General features: G+C 77.4%; 5 protein-coding genes. All 5 read left to right on the top strand.

The genetic code is table 11. The features are described from left to right. On the top strand, positions 1-4,583 hold a 4,583-nt coding region (locus ACH4SE_RS36175; protein WP_398547832.1), incomplete at its 5' end, for an SDR family NAD(P)-dependent oxidoreductase. A 12-nt stretch (positions 4,584-4,595) separates the two neighbouring features. Then, a complete protein-coding gene (locus ACH4SE_RS36170; RefSeq protein WP_398547831.1) occupies positions 4,596-11,102 on the top strand; it encodes an SDR family NAD(P)-dependent oxidoreductase in 6,507 nt (2,168 codons plus the stop codon). 48 nt (positions 11,103-11,150) lie between these two features. Further along, entirely contained in the window at positions 11,151-13,538 is a 2,388-nt protein-coding gene (locus ACH4SE_RS36165; protein WP_398547830.1) for a type I polyketide synthase, read from the top strand. Next, positions 13,535-14,428 (top strand): nuclear transport factor 2 family protein, encoded by an 894-nt coding sequence (locus tag ACH4SE_RS36160; RefSeq protein WP_398547829.1) that lies wholly within the window; start codon positions 13,535-13,537, stop codon positions 14,426-14,428. The genes ACH4SE_RS36165 and ACH4SE_RS36160 overlap by 4 nt, the downstream gene beginning before the upstream one ends. Positions 14,429-14,558: 130 nt before the next feature. Then, complete coding sequence (locus ACH4SE_RS36155) at positions 14,559-15,995, top strand: NAD(P)/FAD-dependent oxidoreductase (RefSeq protein ID WP_398547828.1); 1,437 nt, start codon at positions 14,559-14,561, stop codon at positions 15,993-15,995. The last annotated feature ends 21 nt before the right edge of the window (positions 15,996-16,016 follow it).

The following is a 16,016-nucleotide window of genomic DNA, read 5'->3' as shown; positions in this document are numbered from 1 at the left end:
AGCGGCCGTTGTGGTTGGGGTCGGTGAAGTCGAACATCGGTCACACGCAGGCCGCGGCGGGGATGGCGGGCCTGATCAAGATGGTCATGGCCATGCAGCACGAGGTGCTTCCCGCCAGCCTGCACATCGACGCGCCGACGCCGCACGTCGACTGGAGCACCGGTTCCGTCGAGCTGCTGACCCGCGCCACGCCGTGGCCCGAGACCGAGGGGCGGCCGCGCCGCGCGGGCATCTCGGCCTTCGGTATCTCCGGCACCAACGCGCACGTCGTCGTCGAGGCCGCACCGCCCGAGCCCGCCGGTGAACCCGGCGCGGAGCAGCCGGTGTTCGCGGCCACGGCGCCGCTCGGCGGCGCGGTGCCGTGGGTCGTCTCGGCCGCCTCGCCCACCGCGCTGCGGGCGCAGGCGGCGCGGCTCGCGGACTTCGCCGCGGGGGCGGAGGCCGGGGCGGTGGACGTGGGCTGGTCGCTGGTGGCGGGGCGGGCGGTGCTGGAGCACCGTGCGGTGGTCGTCGGGGCAGGCGGTGAGGAGCTCCTGGCCGGCCTGCGGTCGCTGGCCGCCGACGAGCCGTCCGGCACGGTGGTGACCGGGGAGCCGGTGGCGGGCGGCGCGGGCGCCGTGCTGGTGTTTCCGGGGCAGGGTGGTCAGTGGCGGGGGATGGGGGCGGGGTTGCTGGATGTGTCGCCGGTGTTCGCGTCGCGGGTGGCGGAGTGCGGGCGGGCGCTGGCGCCGTATGTGGACTGGTCGTTGGAGGAGGTTTTGCGGGGGACGGCTACCGGGGTGGACGTGGAGCGGGTGGACGTGGTGCAGCCCGCGTTGTGGGCGGTGATGGTGTCGCTGGCGGCGGTGTGGGAGGCGTACGGGGTGCGTCCGGCGGCGGTGGTGGGTCATTCGCAGGGCGAGATCGCGGCGGCCGTGGTGGCGGGCGCCCTCACCCTGGAGGACGGCGCCCGCGTCGTGGCGGTCAGGGCCCAGGCGCTGCGGGCCCTCGCGGGACGCGGCGCGATGGCCTCGCTCGGCATCGGCCTCGACGAGGCGGAGCGGCTGCTCGCCGGTCACCCGGACGTGGTGGTGGCGGCCGTCAACGGCCCTTCGTCCACGGTGGTCTCGGGCCCACCGGAGGCGGTCGCGGAGGTCGTGGCGCAGGTCGGGGCGGACGGCGGACGGGCCCGGCTGGTCGACGTCGACTACGCCTCGCACAGCCCGCACGTCGACGAGATCGCCGCCGGGCTGCTCACCCGGCTCGACGGGATCGCGCCGGTGGACACCGCCACCGCGTTCTACTCCTCCCTCACCGGGCGCCGGGTGGACACCGCGACGCTGGACGCGCGGTACTGGGTGCGCAACCTGCGCCACCGGGTGGAGTTCGCGCAGGCGGTGGAGGCCGTGCTGGCGGACGGTTACCGCGTCCTGGTCGAGTCGGGTCCGCATCCGGTGCTGGGTGCGGGGGTGCAGGAGACGGCCCAGGCGCTGGACCTCGCGGTGGCGACCGTGCCGACCCTGCTGCGTGACAAGGGTGGTGCGGACCAGCTCCTGCGGGCTCTCGCCCAGGCCTTCACCGCGGGTCTGACGGTGGACTGGAAGGCCTGGTACGGCGCCGAGCCCGGCGCCCCCGCCGCACCGACCGTCGACCTGCCCACGTACGCCTTCCAGCGGCGGCACTACTGGATCGACCCCGCCACACTCGACGGGCCCGGCGACGCCCGCGGCTTCGGGCTGACCGCCGCGGGACACCCGCTGCTGGACGCCGCGGTCCACCTCGCCGGCAGCGACGAGATCCTCCTCACCGGCCGGATCTCGCTCGACGCCCACCCCTGGATCGCCGACCACGCGGTGGCCGGATCGGTGCTGCTGCCGGGCACGGCCTTCGTCGACCTCGCAGTGCGCGCGGGCGACGAGGCGGGCTGCGACCGGGTCGAGGAGGTCGTCCTGGAGACCCCGCTCGTCCTCCCGGAGGACGGCGCCGTCCGGCTCCAGCTCGCCGTGTCCGCGCCCGCCCAGGACGGCACCCGCACCTTCACCGTCCACTCCCGCCCCGACACCCGCGGCGGGCCCGGCGGCGACGACAGCCCCTGGACGCGGCACGCCAGCGGCACCCTCGCCACCGGCGCCGGCCCGGACGGCTTCGACTTCACCCAGTGGCCCCCGCCCGGCGCGCAGGAGCTTCCGCTGGACGGCCTGCACGCGGGGCTCGCCGCCGCCGGCTACGGCTACGGGCCCGCCTTCCGCGGCCTCAGGGCCGCCTGGCGGCGCGGCGACGAGGTCTTCGCCGAGGCCGCGCTCGACGCCGGACTCCAGGCCGCCGTCGCGGGCTTCGGCCTGCACCCGGCCCTGCTGGACGCCGCGCTCCAGGCGGGCGGCATCGGCCGCGGCAGCGCACCGGAAGGGCAGATGCTGCTGCCCTTCACCTGGAACGGCGTCACCCTGCACGCGGCGGGCGCGGACGCGCTGCGGGTCCGGATGGTCCCGCTCGCCGACGGGGTCGCGCTCAGCGCCGCGGACGGCACGGGCCGCCCCGTCGTCACCGCCGAGGCCGTCCGCTCCCGCCCGGTCGCCCTGGACCAGCTGCGCCCCGCCGGCTCCGGCCCGGACGGGCTCTACCGTGTCGAGTGGATCCCGGCCGTCGCCCGGGACGGCGCCCTCGCCCCGGCATCCTGCGAGGTGCTGGGCGCGGACGCCCTCGGCGTCGCCGCGGCGCTCGCCACCGCGGGCCATCTCGCGCCCGGCGCCGCGGAACCCCCGCCGGACGGCGGTACGGAGCCCGGGCCGGCGGCCGCCGGCCGGCCCGCGCCCGGCGGCGACACCGCGGAGCGCATCCAGGTGCTGCCCGTCGCACCCCTGCCCACCGGCCCCGACGACCCCGCGGGGCTCGCCGCCGCGGTGCACGCCGAGACCGCGCGGCTCATGGGCCTGCTCCAGCGGTGGCTCGGCGACGAGCGCAACGCGGGCGCGCGGCTCGCGCTGGTGACGCGCGGCGCGCAGTCCACCGGCACCGAACGCGTCGCCGACCTGGCGCACTCCGCGCTGTGGGGCCTCACCCGCTCCGCCCAGCTGGAGAACATCGACCGCCTGGTCCTCGTCGACCTCGACCCCGCCGACCCCGACGCCGTCCGGGCGCTCCCCGCGGCCCTGGCGCTCGCCGTCGGCGGAGGCGAGCCGCAGGTGGCCGTACGCGGCGGCGAGGCCCTCGTCCCGCGGCTTGCCCCGGCGGGCACGGCCCCCGCGGACGCGGGGACCACCCCCCTCGATCCCGGGGGCACCGTCCTGGTCACCGGCGGCACCGGCACCATCGGCGCCCTGGTGGCCCGGCACCTGGTGACCGCCCACGGGGTGCGGCACCTGCTGCTCACCAGCAGGCGGGGCGGGCAGGCGCCGGGCGCGGACGCGCTGCGCGGCGAACTCACCGCCCTGGGCGCCGAGGTGACCGTCGCCGCCTGCGACGCCGCCGACCGCGACGCGCTCGCCGGGCTGCTCGCGACCGTCCCCGCGGAACACCCCCTCACCGGCGTCGTGCACGCCGCCGGGGTGACCGACGACGGCACCCTCCCCTCGCTCACCGAGGGCATGCTGCACGCCGTGCTGCGGCCCAAGGCCGACGCGGCGCTCAACCTGCACGAGCTGACACGGGGCGCGGACCTGGCGGCCTTCGTCCTCTTCTCCTCCACCGGCGGGGTCGCGGGCGTCGCGGGCCAGGCCAACTACGCCGCCGCCAACGCCTTCCTCGACGCCCTCGCACAGGACCGCCGGGCGGCCGGGCTCCCCGGCCAGTCGCTCGGCTGGGGCCACTGGGAGCAGAGCAGCGGCATCACGGGCGCGCTGGCCGGCCAGGACATCGCCCGCATGGAGCGCTCCGGAATCCGCGCGATGACCTCGGAACAGGGACTCGCCCTGCTGGACGCGGCGGCCCGGCACCCCGACGGGCTGCTGGTTCCCGCCCGGCTGGACCTGGGCGCGCTGCGCGAACTGGCCGCCTCCGGCGTCCTGCCGCGCATCCTCAGCGGCCTGGTCCGGGCCCGGCCCACCGCCCGCCCCACCGGTACGGCGGAGCCGGCGGACGGGACACCGCTGGCGGAGCGGCTGGCGGCCCTCGCGCCTGCCGAGCGCGCCCGCACCCTGCTGGAGCTGGTACGCCGCAACGTCGCCGCCGTGCTGGGGCTCGGGGACGTCCTCGCCGTCGACCCGGCCCGCCCGTTCAAGGAGATCGGCTTCGACTCGCTCACCGCGGTCGAGCTGCGCAACCGGCTCAGCCGCAGCACCGGCGTCACACTGCCCGCCACGCTGGTCTTCGACATCCCCACCCCGGCGCTGCTCGCCGACCACCTGCACGACCGCCTCGCGCTGGGCGGGGCCCCCGGCCCGGACGCACTGCTGCGGGAGCTGGACCGGCTGGAGAACCACGTCGACCTGCTCGCGGGCGAGGAGGACCGTGCCGCGGTGACCGCCCGGCTCGAAGCCCTGCTGGCACGCTGCCGCCCCGGCGCCCCGGCCACCGCCGGCGGGGACGGCGACGTCGTCGAACAGCTCCAGGCGGCCTCGGCCGACGAAGTCCTGCAATTCATCGACTCCCACCTGAGCACGTCCTGAAAGAGGACCGTCATGGCGAATCAGGAACAGCTGGTCGATTACCTCAAACGGGTGGCCGCGGACCTGCACACCGCGCAGCAGAAGCTGCGCGACCGTGAGGCGCGCGACAGCGAGCCGATCGCGATCGTGGGCATGGCCTGCCGCTACCCCGGCGGGGCCGACACACCCGAGGCCCTGTGGGAGCTGGTGGTCGGGGAACGCGACGTCATCGCACCGATCCCCGACGACCGCGGCTGGGACCACGGCCGCTTCAACGACTCGGGTGAGACCGGCACGAGCTACGTGCGCGAGGGCGGCTTCCTGGACGCCCTCGCGGACTTCGACGCCGACTTCTTCGACATCAACCCGCGCGAGGCCCTGGCCATGGACCCGCAGCAGCGGCTGCTGCTGGAGACCGCGTGGGAGGCCGTCGAGCGCGCCGGCATCGACCCGGACTCGCTGCGCGGCTCGCGCACGGGCGTCTTCGTCGGCGGCAGCACCGTCTACTACGGGGGCACCGGCGCGCACGCCCCCGAGGAACTCGCCGGGTATCTCGCCACCGGCCTCGCCGCCAGCTCCATGTCGGGCCGCATCTCCTACACCTTCGGCTTCGAGGGCCCGTCCTTCACCGTCGACACCGCCTGCTCGTCGTCGCTGGTCGCCCTGCACCTGGCGGTGCAGGCGCTGCGCCGCGGCGACTGCCCGATGGCGCTCGCGGCGGGCGTGGCGACGATGCCGACCCCCGGCACCTTCCTGGAGTTCAGCAAGCTCAAGGGCCTCGCAGGCGACGGCCGGTGCAAGGCCTTCGCCGCCGACGCGGACGGCTTCGGCCCCTCCGAGGGCGTCGGCACCGTGCTGGTCGAGCGGCTGGCGGACGCCCAGCGCCTCGGCCACCGGGTGCTCGCCGTCATCCGCGGTTCGGCGATCAACCAGGACGGCGCGTCCAACGGCCTCACCGCGCCGCACGGCCCCGCCCAGGAGCGCGTCATCCGGCAGGCCCTCGCCGACGCCCGGCTGTCGCCGCGCGACATCGACGTCGTCGAGGGCCACGGCACCGGCACCTCGCTCGGCGACCCCATCGAGGCGCAGGCGCTGATCGCCGCCTACGGGGGGCCGCGGTCCGAAGGCGCAGAGCCGCTGTGGCTGGGCTCGGTCAAGTCCAACATCGGCCACACCCAGGCCGCGGCGGGCATGGCCGGGCTCATCAAGATGGTGTTCGCGCTGCGGGACGGGCTGCTGCCGCGCACCCTGCACGTGACCGACCCGACGCACCAGGTCGACTGGTCGCAGGGCACCGTGCGGGTGCTGTCCTCGGCCCGGTCCTGGCCCGACACCGGGCGCCCGCGCCGCGCGGGCGTGTCCTCCTTCGGCATGAGCGGCACCAACACGCACGTCGTGGTCGAGCAGGCCCCGCCGCCGGAGGCCGGGGAGCCCGGACCGGCCGGTCCGGACGCCGGGTCGGCCCCCGTGCCGTGGCTGGTGTCCGGGCGGGGCGAGGCGGCGCTGCGCGCCCAGGCGGCCCGGCTGAGGGACTTCCTCGCGGCGCGTCCCGGCGCCGCTCCCGCCGAGGTCGGGTACGGGCTCGCCTGCACGCGGGCCGCGCAGTCGCACCGCGCCGCCGTGGTCGCCGCCGACCGCGGCACCCTGCTCGCCGGGCTCGACTCGATCGCCGCCGGGACGCCCGGCGGGCGCGTCGTCACCGGGGTGCCCGGCACCGGCGCCACGGTCTTCGTCTTCCCGGGCCAGGGCTCGCAGTGGGCGGGCATGGCCCTCGAACTCGCCGCCGCCTCCCCGGAGTTCGCCGGCCACTTCCGGCGCTGCTGCGAAGCGGTCGAGCGCCACACGGACTACACCGTGGAAGCGGTGCTGCGCGGCGAGCCGGGCGCCCCCTCCCTCGAACGCGTCGACGTCGTGCAGCCGCTGCTGTGGGCGGTCATGGTCGCGCTCGCCGCGCTGTGGCGCTCCTACGGCGTGGAGCCCGCCGCGGTCGTCGGCCACTCGCAGGGCGAGATCGCCGCCGCGTGCGTGGCGGGCATCCTGAGCGTGGACGACGCCGCCCGCGTCGTCGTCCTGCGCTCCCGGGCGCTGCCCGAGCTGTCCGGACGCGGGGGCATGGCCTCGGTGCCGCGGCCCGTGGAGGAGGTCGCCGGGCACCTGGAGCGCTGGTCCGGACGCCTGTCCGTCGCCGCCGTCAACGGCCCCTCCTCCACCGTGGTCTCGGGCGACGCCGACGCGCTGGACGAGCTGCTCGACGGTTACGCCGCCGCCGACGTGCGCGCCCGGCGCATCCCCGTCGACTACGCCTCGCACTCCCCGCACGTCGACGTGCTGCGCGAACGGCTGCTGCGGGACCTCGCGGACATCGAGCCGCGGCCCGGGACCGTACCGCTGTACTCCACCGTGACCGGCGAACCGGCCGACGGCGCCGCCATGGACGCCGGCTACTGGTACACCAACCTGCGCGAGCAGGTCCGCTTCGAGCAGGTCACCCGCGCGCTGCTGGCCGACGGGCACAGCACCTTCGTCGAGTGCAGCCCGCACCCGGTGCTCACCGTCGGCATGCAGGAGACGATGGACCAGGCGGGCGTGCACGCCGCCGCGTTCGGCACGCTGCGCCGCGGCGAAGGCGGCTGGGACCGCTTCCTCACCGCGCTCGCCCAGGGCCATGTGCACGGCGCCCCGGTCGACTGGCGGCGGGTCTTCCCCGCCGGCACCCGGCCCGCGGAGCTGCCCACGTACGCCTTCCAGCGGCGCCGCTACTGGCTGGACGCGACGGGCACGGCGGCCGGCGACCCCGACGGCCTCGGGCTCGCCCCGGCCGCCCACCCGCTGCTCGGCGCCGTCACCCTCATGGCCGAGGGCGAGCAGGTCGTGCTCACCGGGCGGCTCGGCCTGGACACCCACCCCTGGCTCGCCGACCACGCGGTGGCGGGCGCGGTGCTCGTCCCCGGCGCGGTCTTCGTGGAACTGGCCGTACGGGCCGGGGACGAGGTGGGCTGCGGCCACCTGGAGGAACTGGTCCTGGCCAGCCCGCTCGTGCTGCCCGCGCAGGGCGCCGCCCACCTCCAGCTCGTGGTCGCCGCCCCCGACCGGGAGGGCCGCCGCACCCTGAGCGTCTACGCGCGGCCGGCCGGCTCCGACCGGCCGTGGGTCCCGCACGCCACCGGCGTCCTCGCCGCCGAATCGGGCCCCGCCGCCCCCGGCCCCGACCGCTGGCCGCCGGAGGGCGCCGAGCCGGTGCCGGTGGACGGTGCCTACGACCAGCTCGCCGCGGCCGGCTACCACTACGGGCCGGGCTTCCGCGGGCTCCGGGCCGTCTGGCGGCGCGGCGACGAGGTCTTCGCCGAGGTCGCGCTGCCCGACGAGCAGCGGCGCCAGGCCGCGGACTTCGGCATCCACCCCGCCCTGCTGGACGCCGCCCTGCACGCCACCGGGCTGAGCGCGCTGCGCGGCGGCAGCACCCGCATGTCGCTGCCCTTCGCCTGGAACGGCGTCACACTCGCCGCCTCGGGAGCCGAGATGCTGCGGGTGCGGCTCGCCCCCGTCGGCGACGACGGCCTGTCCGTGCACGCCTTCGACGCCGCGGGCCGCCCGGTCGTCGCCATCGGGTCGCTCGTCACCCGGCCCGTGGACGCCGCGGCCCTGTCGGCGGCGGGCGACGGCGCCGAGGACGTCCTGCTGCGCGTCGTCCACCCGCCGCTGGCGGGCGCCGGTACGGAGGCGAGCACCGCGGGGTGGGTGGCCGTCGCCGCCGACGGCTCCGCGGTGTGCCCCGACCTGCCCCGCCACCGCGACCTCACCGCGCTCGCCGCGGCGCTCGGCGCCGGGCTGCCCGCCCCGCCGGTCGCTCTGCTGGTGTGCGACCCGGAGCCGGCCGCGGAGGGCCCCGGCGTGCCCGGCACCGTGCACCGGCGGCTCGCCACGGTGCTGGAGTCGGTGCAGCGCTGGCTCGCCGACGAGCGCTTCGCCGCGACCCGGCTCGCCGTCACCACCCGCGGTGCCGTCGCCGCCCTCGACGGAGAGGACGTCACCGACCTCGCCCACGCGGGTGTGTGGGGCCTGGTCCGCTCCGCGCAGTCCGAACACCCCGGCCGGCTGGTCCTGCTGGACCTGGACGGGCCGCAGCTCCCCGAGGAGGTGGCAGCCGCCGTGGCCGCCGGGGAGCGGCAGGTCGTCGTCCGGGACGGCGCCGTACGCGTCTGCCGCGTCGTCCCCGTGGAGGACGCCGGCCTGGCCCTGCCGGACGCCCCCGGATTCCGGCTCACCGCCGGGGCGGGCGGCACCCTGGAGGCCCTGCAGCTGGTCCCCGACGCCGAGCCGGCGCCCCTGGGGCCCGGCGAGGTGCGGATCCGGGTGGGCGCGGCGGGCGTCAACTTCCGCGACGCGCTCATCGCGCTGGGCATGTACCCCGGTGACGCCGCCCTGCGCGGCAGCGAGGGCGCGGGCGTCGTCGTCGAGACCGCGCCCGGCGTCGCCACGCCGGCGGTGGGCGAGCGCGTGATGGGCCTCTTCCAGGGCGCCTTCGGCTCGACCGCGGTGGCCGACGCGGCCGGCCTGGTCCCGGTACCCGACGGCTGGACCGACCGGCAGGCCGCCGCGGTGCCCATCGCGTACGTCACCGCGTGGCACGGGCTGCGGGGCCTGGCCGGGCTCGGGCCGGGCGAGCGCGTGCTGGTCCACGCCGCGACCGGCGGGGTGGGCACCGCCGCCGTGCACATCGCACGCCACCTGGGCGCCGAGGTGTTCGCGACGGCGGGGCCCGGCAAGCAGGACGTCCTGGCGGCGATGGGCATCGACGCCGGACACCGCGCGTCCTCCCGCGACCTCGACTTCGAGGCGGCCTTCCGGGCCGCCACCGGCGGCCGCGGTGTGGACGTCGTCCTCAACAGCCTCACCGGCGCCGCCACCGACGCCTCGCTGCGGCTGCTCGGCGAGGGCGGCCGCTTCGTCGAGATGGGCCTGACCGACGTCCGCGACCCGGCCCTGCTCGCCGCCGCCCACCCGGGCGTGGACTACCGCGTGCTGGACCTCGGCGAGCCCGGCCCGGACGGCGTCGGGCGGATGCTCGCCGAGGTCGTCGGCCTGCTCCGCAGCGGCGAGCTGGCCCACCCGCCCGTGCGCGCCCACGACATCCGGCGGGCCCGCGAGGCCCTGCGGCTGATCAGCCGCGCCGCGCACATCGGCAAGATCGTGCTGACCGTCCCGCGCCCCCTCGATCCCGGGGGCACCGTCCTGGTCACCGGCGGCACCGGCACGCTGGGCGCCCTGGTGGCCCGGCACCTGGTGACCGCCCACGGCGTGCGGCACCTGCTGCTCACCAGCAGGCGGGGCGGGCAGGCGCCGGGCGCGGACGCGCTGCGCGGCGAACTCACCGCCCTGGGCGCCGAGGTGACCGTCGCCGCCTGCGACGCCGCCGACCGCGACGCGCTCGCCGGGCTGCTCGCGACCGTCCCCGCGGAACACCCCCTCACCGGCGTCGTGCACTGCGCGGGCGTCCTCGACGACGGCATGGTCGAGGCGCTCACCCCCGACCGGCTCGCCGCGGTCCTGCGCCCCAAGGCCGACGCGGCCTGGCACCTGCACGAGCTCACCGCGCACGCGGACCTGTCCCTCTTCGTCCTCTTCTCCTCCGTCGTCGGCGTGCACGGCAACCCCTCGCAGGCCAACTACGCCGCCGCCAGCAGCTTCCTGGACGCGCTGGCCCGGCACCGGCAGGCCCTCGGGCTGCCCGGCCAGTCGCTGGCCTGGGGCATGTGGGAGGAGACCAGCACGCTCACCGGTGAACTCGGCGAGGGCATGCGGCAGCGCATCCGGCAGGCCGGCATGCTCCCGCTGCCCACCGGCCGGGCGCTCGCCCTGCTCGACGGGGCGCACGCCCGCGGCGACGCCCTGCTCGTGCCGATGCGGCGCCCCGCGGAGGCCGCGGCAGCCGCCATCGGGAGCCGTGCCAGGAGCCGCCGGGTGGCCGACAGCGGCACCTCCGCCGCCGCGGGGCCGGTGCTGGCCGAGTACGTGGCAGCCCTCCCCGAGGAGGAGCGCGACGGCGCCGTCCTGGAGGCGGTGTGCGCGCACACGGCCGCCGTCCTCGGCCACGACTCGGCCGACGAGATCCACACCGAACGCACCTTCAAGGAACTGGGCTTCGACTCGCTCACCGCCGTCGAGCTGCGCAACCGGCTCTCGGCGGCGGCGGGCCTGCGGCTGCCGGCCACCCTCGTCTTCGACTTCCCGCACCCCGTCGCACTCGCCCGGCACCTGCGCGAGCAGATCGCCGCGGCCGCACCGGCCACCGCACCGTCCCCAGGAACGGCGGAACCGCCCGCCGCGCAGGGCGGCGACAGCGAGCGCCGGGTGCGGGAGCTGCTGGCGGCCGTACCGCTGCGGCGGCTGGAGGAGTCCGGGCTGCTGGACGCCCTGCTGCGGCTCGGCGACGCGGACGAACCGGCCCGCGAGCCCGCCGGGGACCCGGGCGGCGACGACCTCGCCGGGATGGACGTCGACCAGCTGGTGGACATGGCCCTGCGCAACGGCGGGTCCTGACATGGGCCGCACCCCGCACACCCGGCACCGAACCGGGGAGAGGACGCCATGACCGAGCCGGACAGCAAGGTCGTCGCGGCGCTGCGGGCGGCGCTGCGGGAGGCCGAGCGGCTGCGCCGGGAGAACGCCGAACTGCGCGCCGCGGCCCGCGAGCCGATCGCCGTCACCGCGATGGCCTGCCGCTACCCCGGCGGCGTTGCCTCCCCCGAGGACCTGTGGGAGCTGGTGGCCGCCGGGCGGGACGCCGTCGGCGGCTTCCCGCACGACCGCGGCTGGGACCTCGACGCGCTGACCGGACCGGGCGCCCACCCCGCCGTGCGCAGCGGGGTCGCCGAGGGGGGCTTCCTCGCGGACGCCGCCGGCTTCGACCCGGCGCCCTTCCGGATGAGCCCGGGCGAGGCCTCGGTGACGGACCCGCAGCAGCGGCTGCTGCTGGAGACCTCGTGGGAGGCCTTCGAGAGGGCCCGGATCGACCCGCTGTCGGTGTCCGGCGCCGGCATCGGCGTCTTCATGGCCACGACCGGCCAGGACTACACCGCCAACCTGGTGGACGTGCCCGACGACCTGCTCGAGGCCACGGGCTCCGGCAGCACCGCGGCCGTGCTCTCCGGCCGCGTCGCCTACGCCTTCGGCCTCGAGGGCCCCACCGCCACGCTGGACACCGCGTGCTCCGGCTCGCTCGTCGCGCTGCACCTGGCCTGCCAGGCGCTGCGGGCCGGCGAGTGCTCCATGGCCCTGGCCGGCGGTGTCGCCGTGATGTCCAGCCCCAACCGCTTCGTCGGCTCCGCGCGCGGCATCGGGCTCGCCGTCGCGGCCCGGTGCCGCTCCTTCGCCGACGGTGCCGCCGGGATCGCCTTCGCGGAGGGCGCGGGCGTACTGCTGGTGGAGCGCCTGTCCACCGCACGCGCGCACGGCCGCCCGGTGCTCGCCGTGGTGCGCGGCGGGGCGATCGGCCAGGAGGGCGCCAAGGGCGGCCTCAACGCCCCCAACGGGGCCGCGCAGCAGCGCCTGATCCGGCGGGCGCTGGAGGCCGCGGGGCTGCGGCCGCACGAGGTCGACGTCGTGGAGGGCCAGGGCGCGGGCGGCGTGCTCGGCGACGCCGTCGAGGCGCACGCGCTCGCCGCCGTCTACCGCGAGGGCCGTCCCGGCGACCGGCCGCTGCTGCTCGGCTCGGTCAAGTCCAACATCGGCCACAGCCAGGCCGCCAGCGGCATGGCCGGGCTCATCAAGACCGTGCAGGCCATGCGGCACGGCGTCGTGCCGCGGACCCTGCACTCCGAGGTGCCCTCCCCGCACATCGACTGGGAGCAGGGCCGGCTGCGGCTGGCGACCGCCGCCGCCCCCTGGCCCGGCACCGGCCGCCCGCGCCGCGCCGGGGTGTCCTCCTTCGGCTTCGGCGGCACCGACGCGCACGTCCTGCTGGAGCAGGCCCCGCCGCCCGGCCCCGCGGGCGGCGGGCCGGAAGGAGCCGCGGGCGTACTGCTGTGCCCCGTCTCCGGCTGCGACGCGGACGCGCTGCGCGCCCAGGCCGCACGGCTGCTGGCGCACGTCGCCGAGCGGCCCGCGCTGCGGCCCGCGGACGTCGCGCTGTCCGCGGCCACCTCCCGCGCCGCGCTCGACCACCGCGGGGTCGTCGTCGCCACCACCCGCGGCGAACTGCTCGACGGCCTGCGGGCGCTCGCCGACGGCCGGTCCGCGCCGGGTGCCGTACGGGGCGCGGCCGGGCGGCGCCGCCATGTCGTGGTGCTGCTCACGCCCGGCCCGGCGGCACCCGGCGTCGGCAAGGAACTCCACGACGCCTTACCGGAGTTCGCCGCCGGATTCGACGCGGCCTGCGCGGGACTGGGCGCCCCGGCCCCGGACGGCCCCGCGGGACTGCCCGACCCCGTGCGGGCCTTCGCGACGCACGCCGGGCTGCACCGGCTCTTCGGCTCCTGGGGAGTGCGGCCGCGTGCCGTCCGGGGTCTCGGTGCCGGGCAGATCGCCGCCGAGCACCTCGGCGGGCGGCTCCCGCTGCCGGAGGCCGGGCAGGCGCTCGCCTCCTTGCGAGCGGCGCCGGCGGTCGCGGACTTCGCGGCGCAGGTCCGCGGCCTGGCCCGGGAGGGGACGGTCTTCCTGGAGCTGGGCGGCCACGAGGCGGCCGGGCTGCTGCGCCGCGCGGGCCTCACCGCGGTGGCCGCGTTGCGTCCCGGCGCCCCGGAACCGGCTGCCGCGCTGGCCGCGCTCGCCGAGGTGTACGTGCGGGGCAACGCCGTGGACTGGCCCGCGGTCTTCGCCGGGAGCGGCGCCCGGCTGGTGGACCTGCCCACGTACGCCTTCCGGCGCGCCCGCCACTGGCGTGCCGCGTACAGCCCCGACCTCAGCCGGATCGCACCGCCGCACGGCGGCGGGACGGCCGCACCGGCACACGACACGGACCCCGGGAGGAACCGGTGACGGGGGAGCGCGCCCGCAAGAGGACCGCCCGCGAGCACAGCCGGCTGGTCACCGCAGGTGACGTCGACGGGCTGCTCGCCCTCTACGCGCCGGACGCCGTCTTCGAGGACCCGGTCGGATCCGGCGCCCGGCAGGGCCACGAGGCGCTGCGCGCGCACTTCACGGCCACCGCCGCGGGCGGCCCCGCCGAGACCGTCGAGGACACGGTCGCCGGGCAGGACGGCTGCCACGTCCTCTCCCGGATCACGTCCGTCTCCGGCTACCGCCCGCTCGGCCCGCGCTACGCCGCCCGCGGCTGGCTGGCACCGCCGCACGGCGCCGAACCGGCCTTCCTGCGCCGCCACTACGCGCTCCAGCTGCGGGTCGGGCCGTCCGGCCTGATCGAGGACATGCGCGCCTACTGGGGCCGCCCCGACCTGGAGGTCTCCGCCGACGGCACGGACTTCACCGGGCCCGCCCGGCTCACGCCCCGCGAGGAGGCGCTGCGCCGGCTGCCCGAGACCTATCTCGCGCGGCTCACGGGCGGCGACGTCGAGGGCACCGTCGCGCTCTTCGCCGAGGACATCGTCTTCGAGGACCCGGTGGGCGGCATCCTGCTGCGCGGCAAGGACGCGCTGCGCGAGCACGTCTTCCGCGGCTCGGCGGGCAAGGTGCACGAGGTGCTGGGCCGTCCCGTGTCGTCGATGGACGGGCGCTTCGTCGTCATCCGCGGGGACGCGCGCGTACGCGTCCCCGCCGACATGCGGATGCGCATGATCACCGTGTGCGAGATCGACGACGCCGGATTCGGCGTGCACATCCGCGGCTACTGGGGCCTCGGCGACCTCACCATGGGGCCCGCCCCGCTCACGCCGGAGCCGTCGTCACCGGCTCCGGAAAGGCCCGCTTAAGCGGCCGGGGACACCCTCGTGAGGGCGGCCCCGTCCCCCTGCGCGAGGAAGCCGGAAGGCCCGGAGAACCGCGAGCACCCGCACGACCAGAGCCACCCCCGGAGATCCCGCTGCGAAGGGACGAGACGTCGTGACCACACCGACACGCGCTGTCGTGCTGGGCGGTGGATGGGCCGGCATGCTGACCGCCCATGTGCTGTCCCGGCACCTGGAATCCGTCACCGTCGTGGAACGCGACGTCCTGCCGGACGGCCCCCGGCACCGCAAGGGCCAGCCGCAGGCCCACCACGTCCACGTCCTGTGGTCCAGCGGCGCCGGGATCGTCGAGCGGCTGCTGCCGGAGACCACCGACCGGCTGCTGGCCGCCGGTGCCCGCCGGATCGGCTTCCAGAGCGACCTGGTGACGCTCACCGCCTGGGGCTGGCAGTACCGCTTCCCCGCCTCCGCGCACGCCATGATGTGCACCCGCCCGCTGCTCGACTGGGTCGTCCGCAGCGGCATCCTGTCCCGCGGCGCAGTCCGCGTCGAGCAGGGCACCGAGGTCGTCGAACTGGCCGGCGACCGCACCCGGGTGACCGGGGTGCGGGTGCGCGACACCGACGGCGGCGCCCCGCGGCTGCTGGAGGCCGATCTCGTGGTGGACGCCACCGGCCGGGCCTCGCGCCTGGGCCACTGGCTGGGCGCCCTCGGGCTGCCCGGCGTCGAGCAGGACGTGGTGGACGCCGGGATCGGCTACGCCACCCGGATGTTCAAGGCCCCCGACGGCGCGAGCGCCGCCTTCCCCGCCGTCCAGGTCGCCGCCGACCCGCTGACCCGGCAGCCCGGCCGCTTCGGCGTCGTCTACCCGCAGGAGGGCGGTCGCTGGCTCGTCACCCTCACCAGCACCCGGGGCGCCCCGCTGCCCGCCCGCGAGGACGAGTTCGAGGCCTTCGCCAAGGGGCTGCGGCACCAGGTCGTGAGCGACCTGATGAGCGTCGCCGAGCCCGTCGGCCCGGTCTTCCAGTCGCACTCGGGCGCCAACCGGCGGCTCTACCCCGAGCGCATGCCGCAGTGGCCGGAGGGCCTGCTCATCCTCGGCGACTCGCTGGCGGCCTTCAACCCCGTCTACGGGCACGGCATGAGCTCCGCCGCCCGGGCCGCGGACGCCCTCGACACCGAGCTCGCGCGCGGCGCCCTGACCGGGGGCGGCACCCGGCAGGTGCAGCGCGCCCTCGCCGCGGTCGTCGACGACCCGTGGATCATGGCCGGGCTCAACGACATCCAGTACGTCAACTGCCGCAACCTGTCCAGCGACCCGCGGCTGACCGGGCCGGACATCGCCGAGCGGCTGAAGTTCTCCGACTTCGTCTCCGGCAAGTCGATCCGCTCCCGGCAGGTGTGCGAGGTCGCCACGCAGGTGCTGAGCCTCAACGCCCCGCAGAAGAGCCTGGGCGAGGCCCGCTTCCTGTCGCTGCTGCACAGCGACACCACTCTGGACGAGCTGCGCGTGCCGCCCTTCCGCGACGGCGAGCTGGAGTCGGTCGGGCTGCGGCCCTACGGCGCCGCCGCCCGCGGCGTCCTGGGGTGACGCCACCCGCTCCCGTACCCC

Origin of the sequence: Streptomyces sp. NPDC020983 (assembly GCF_044333485.1) — a bacterium.
Classification (GTDB): Bacteria; Actinomycetota; Actinomycetes; order Streptomycetales; family Streptomycetaceae; genus Actinacidiphila.
The sequence above is the reverse complement of the archived record's forward strand: the minus strand, read 5'-3'. Positions and strand labels throughout refer to the sequence as shown.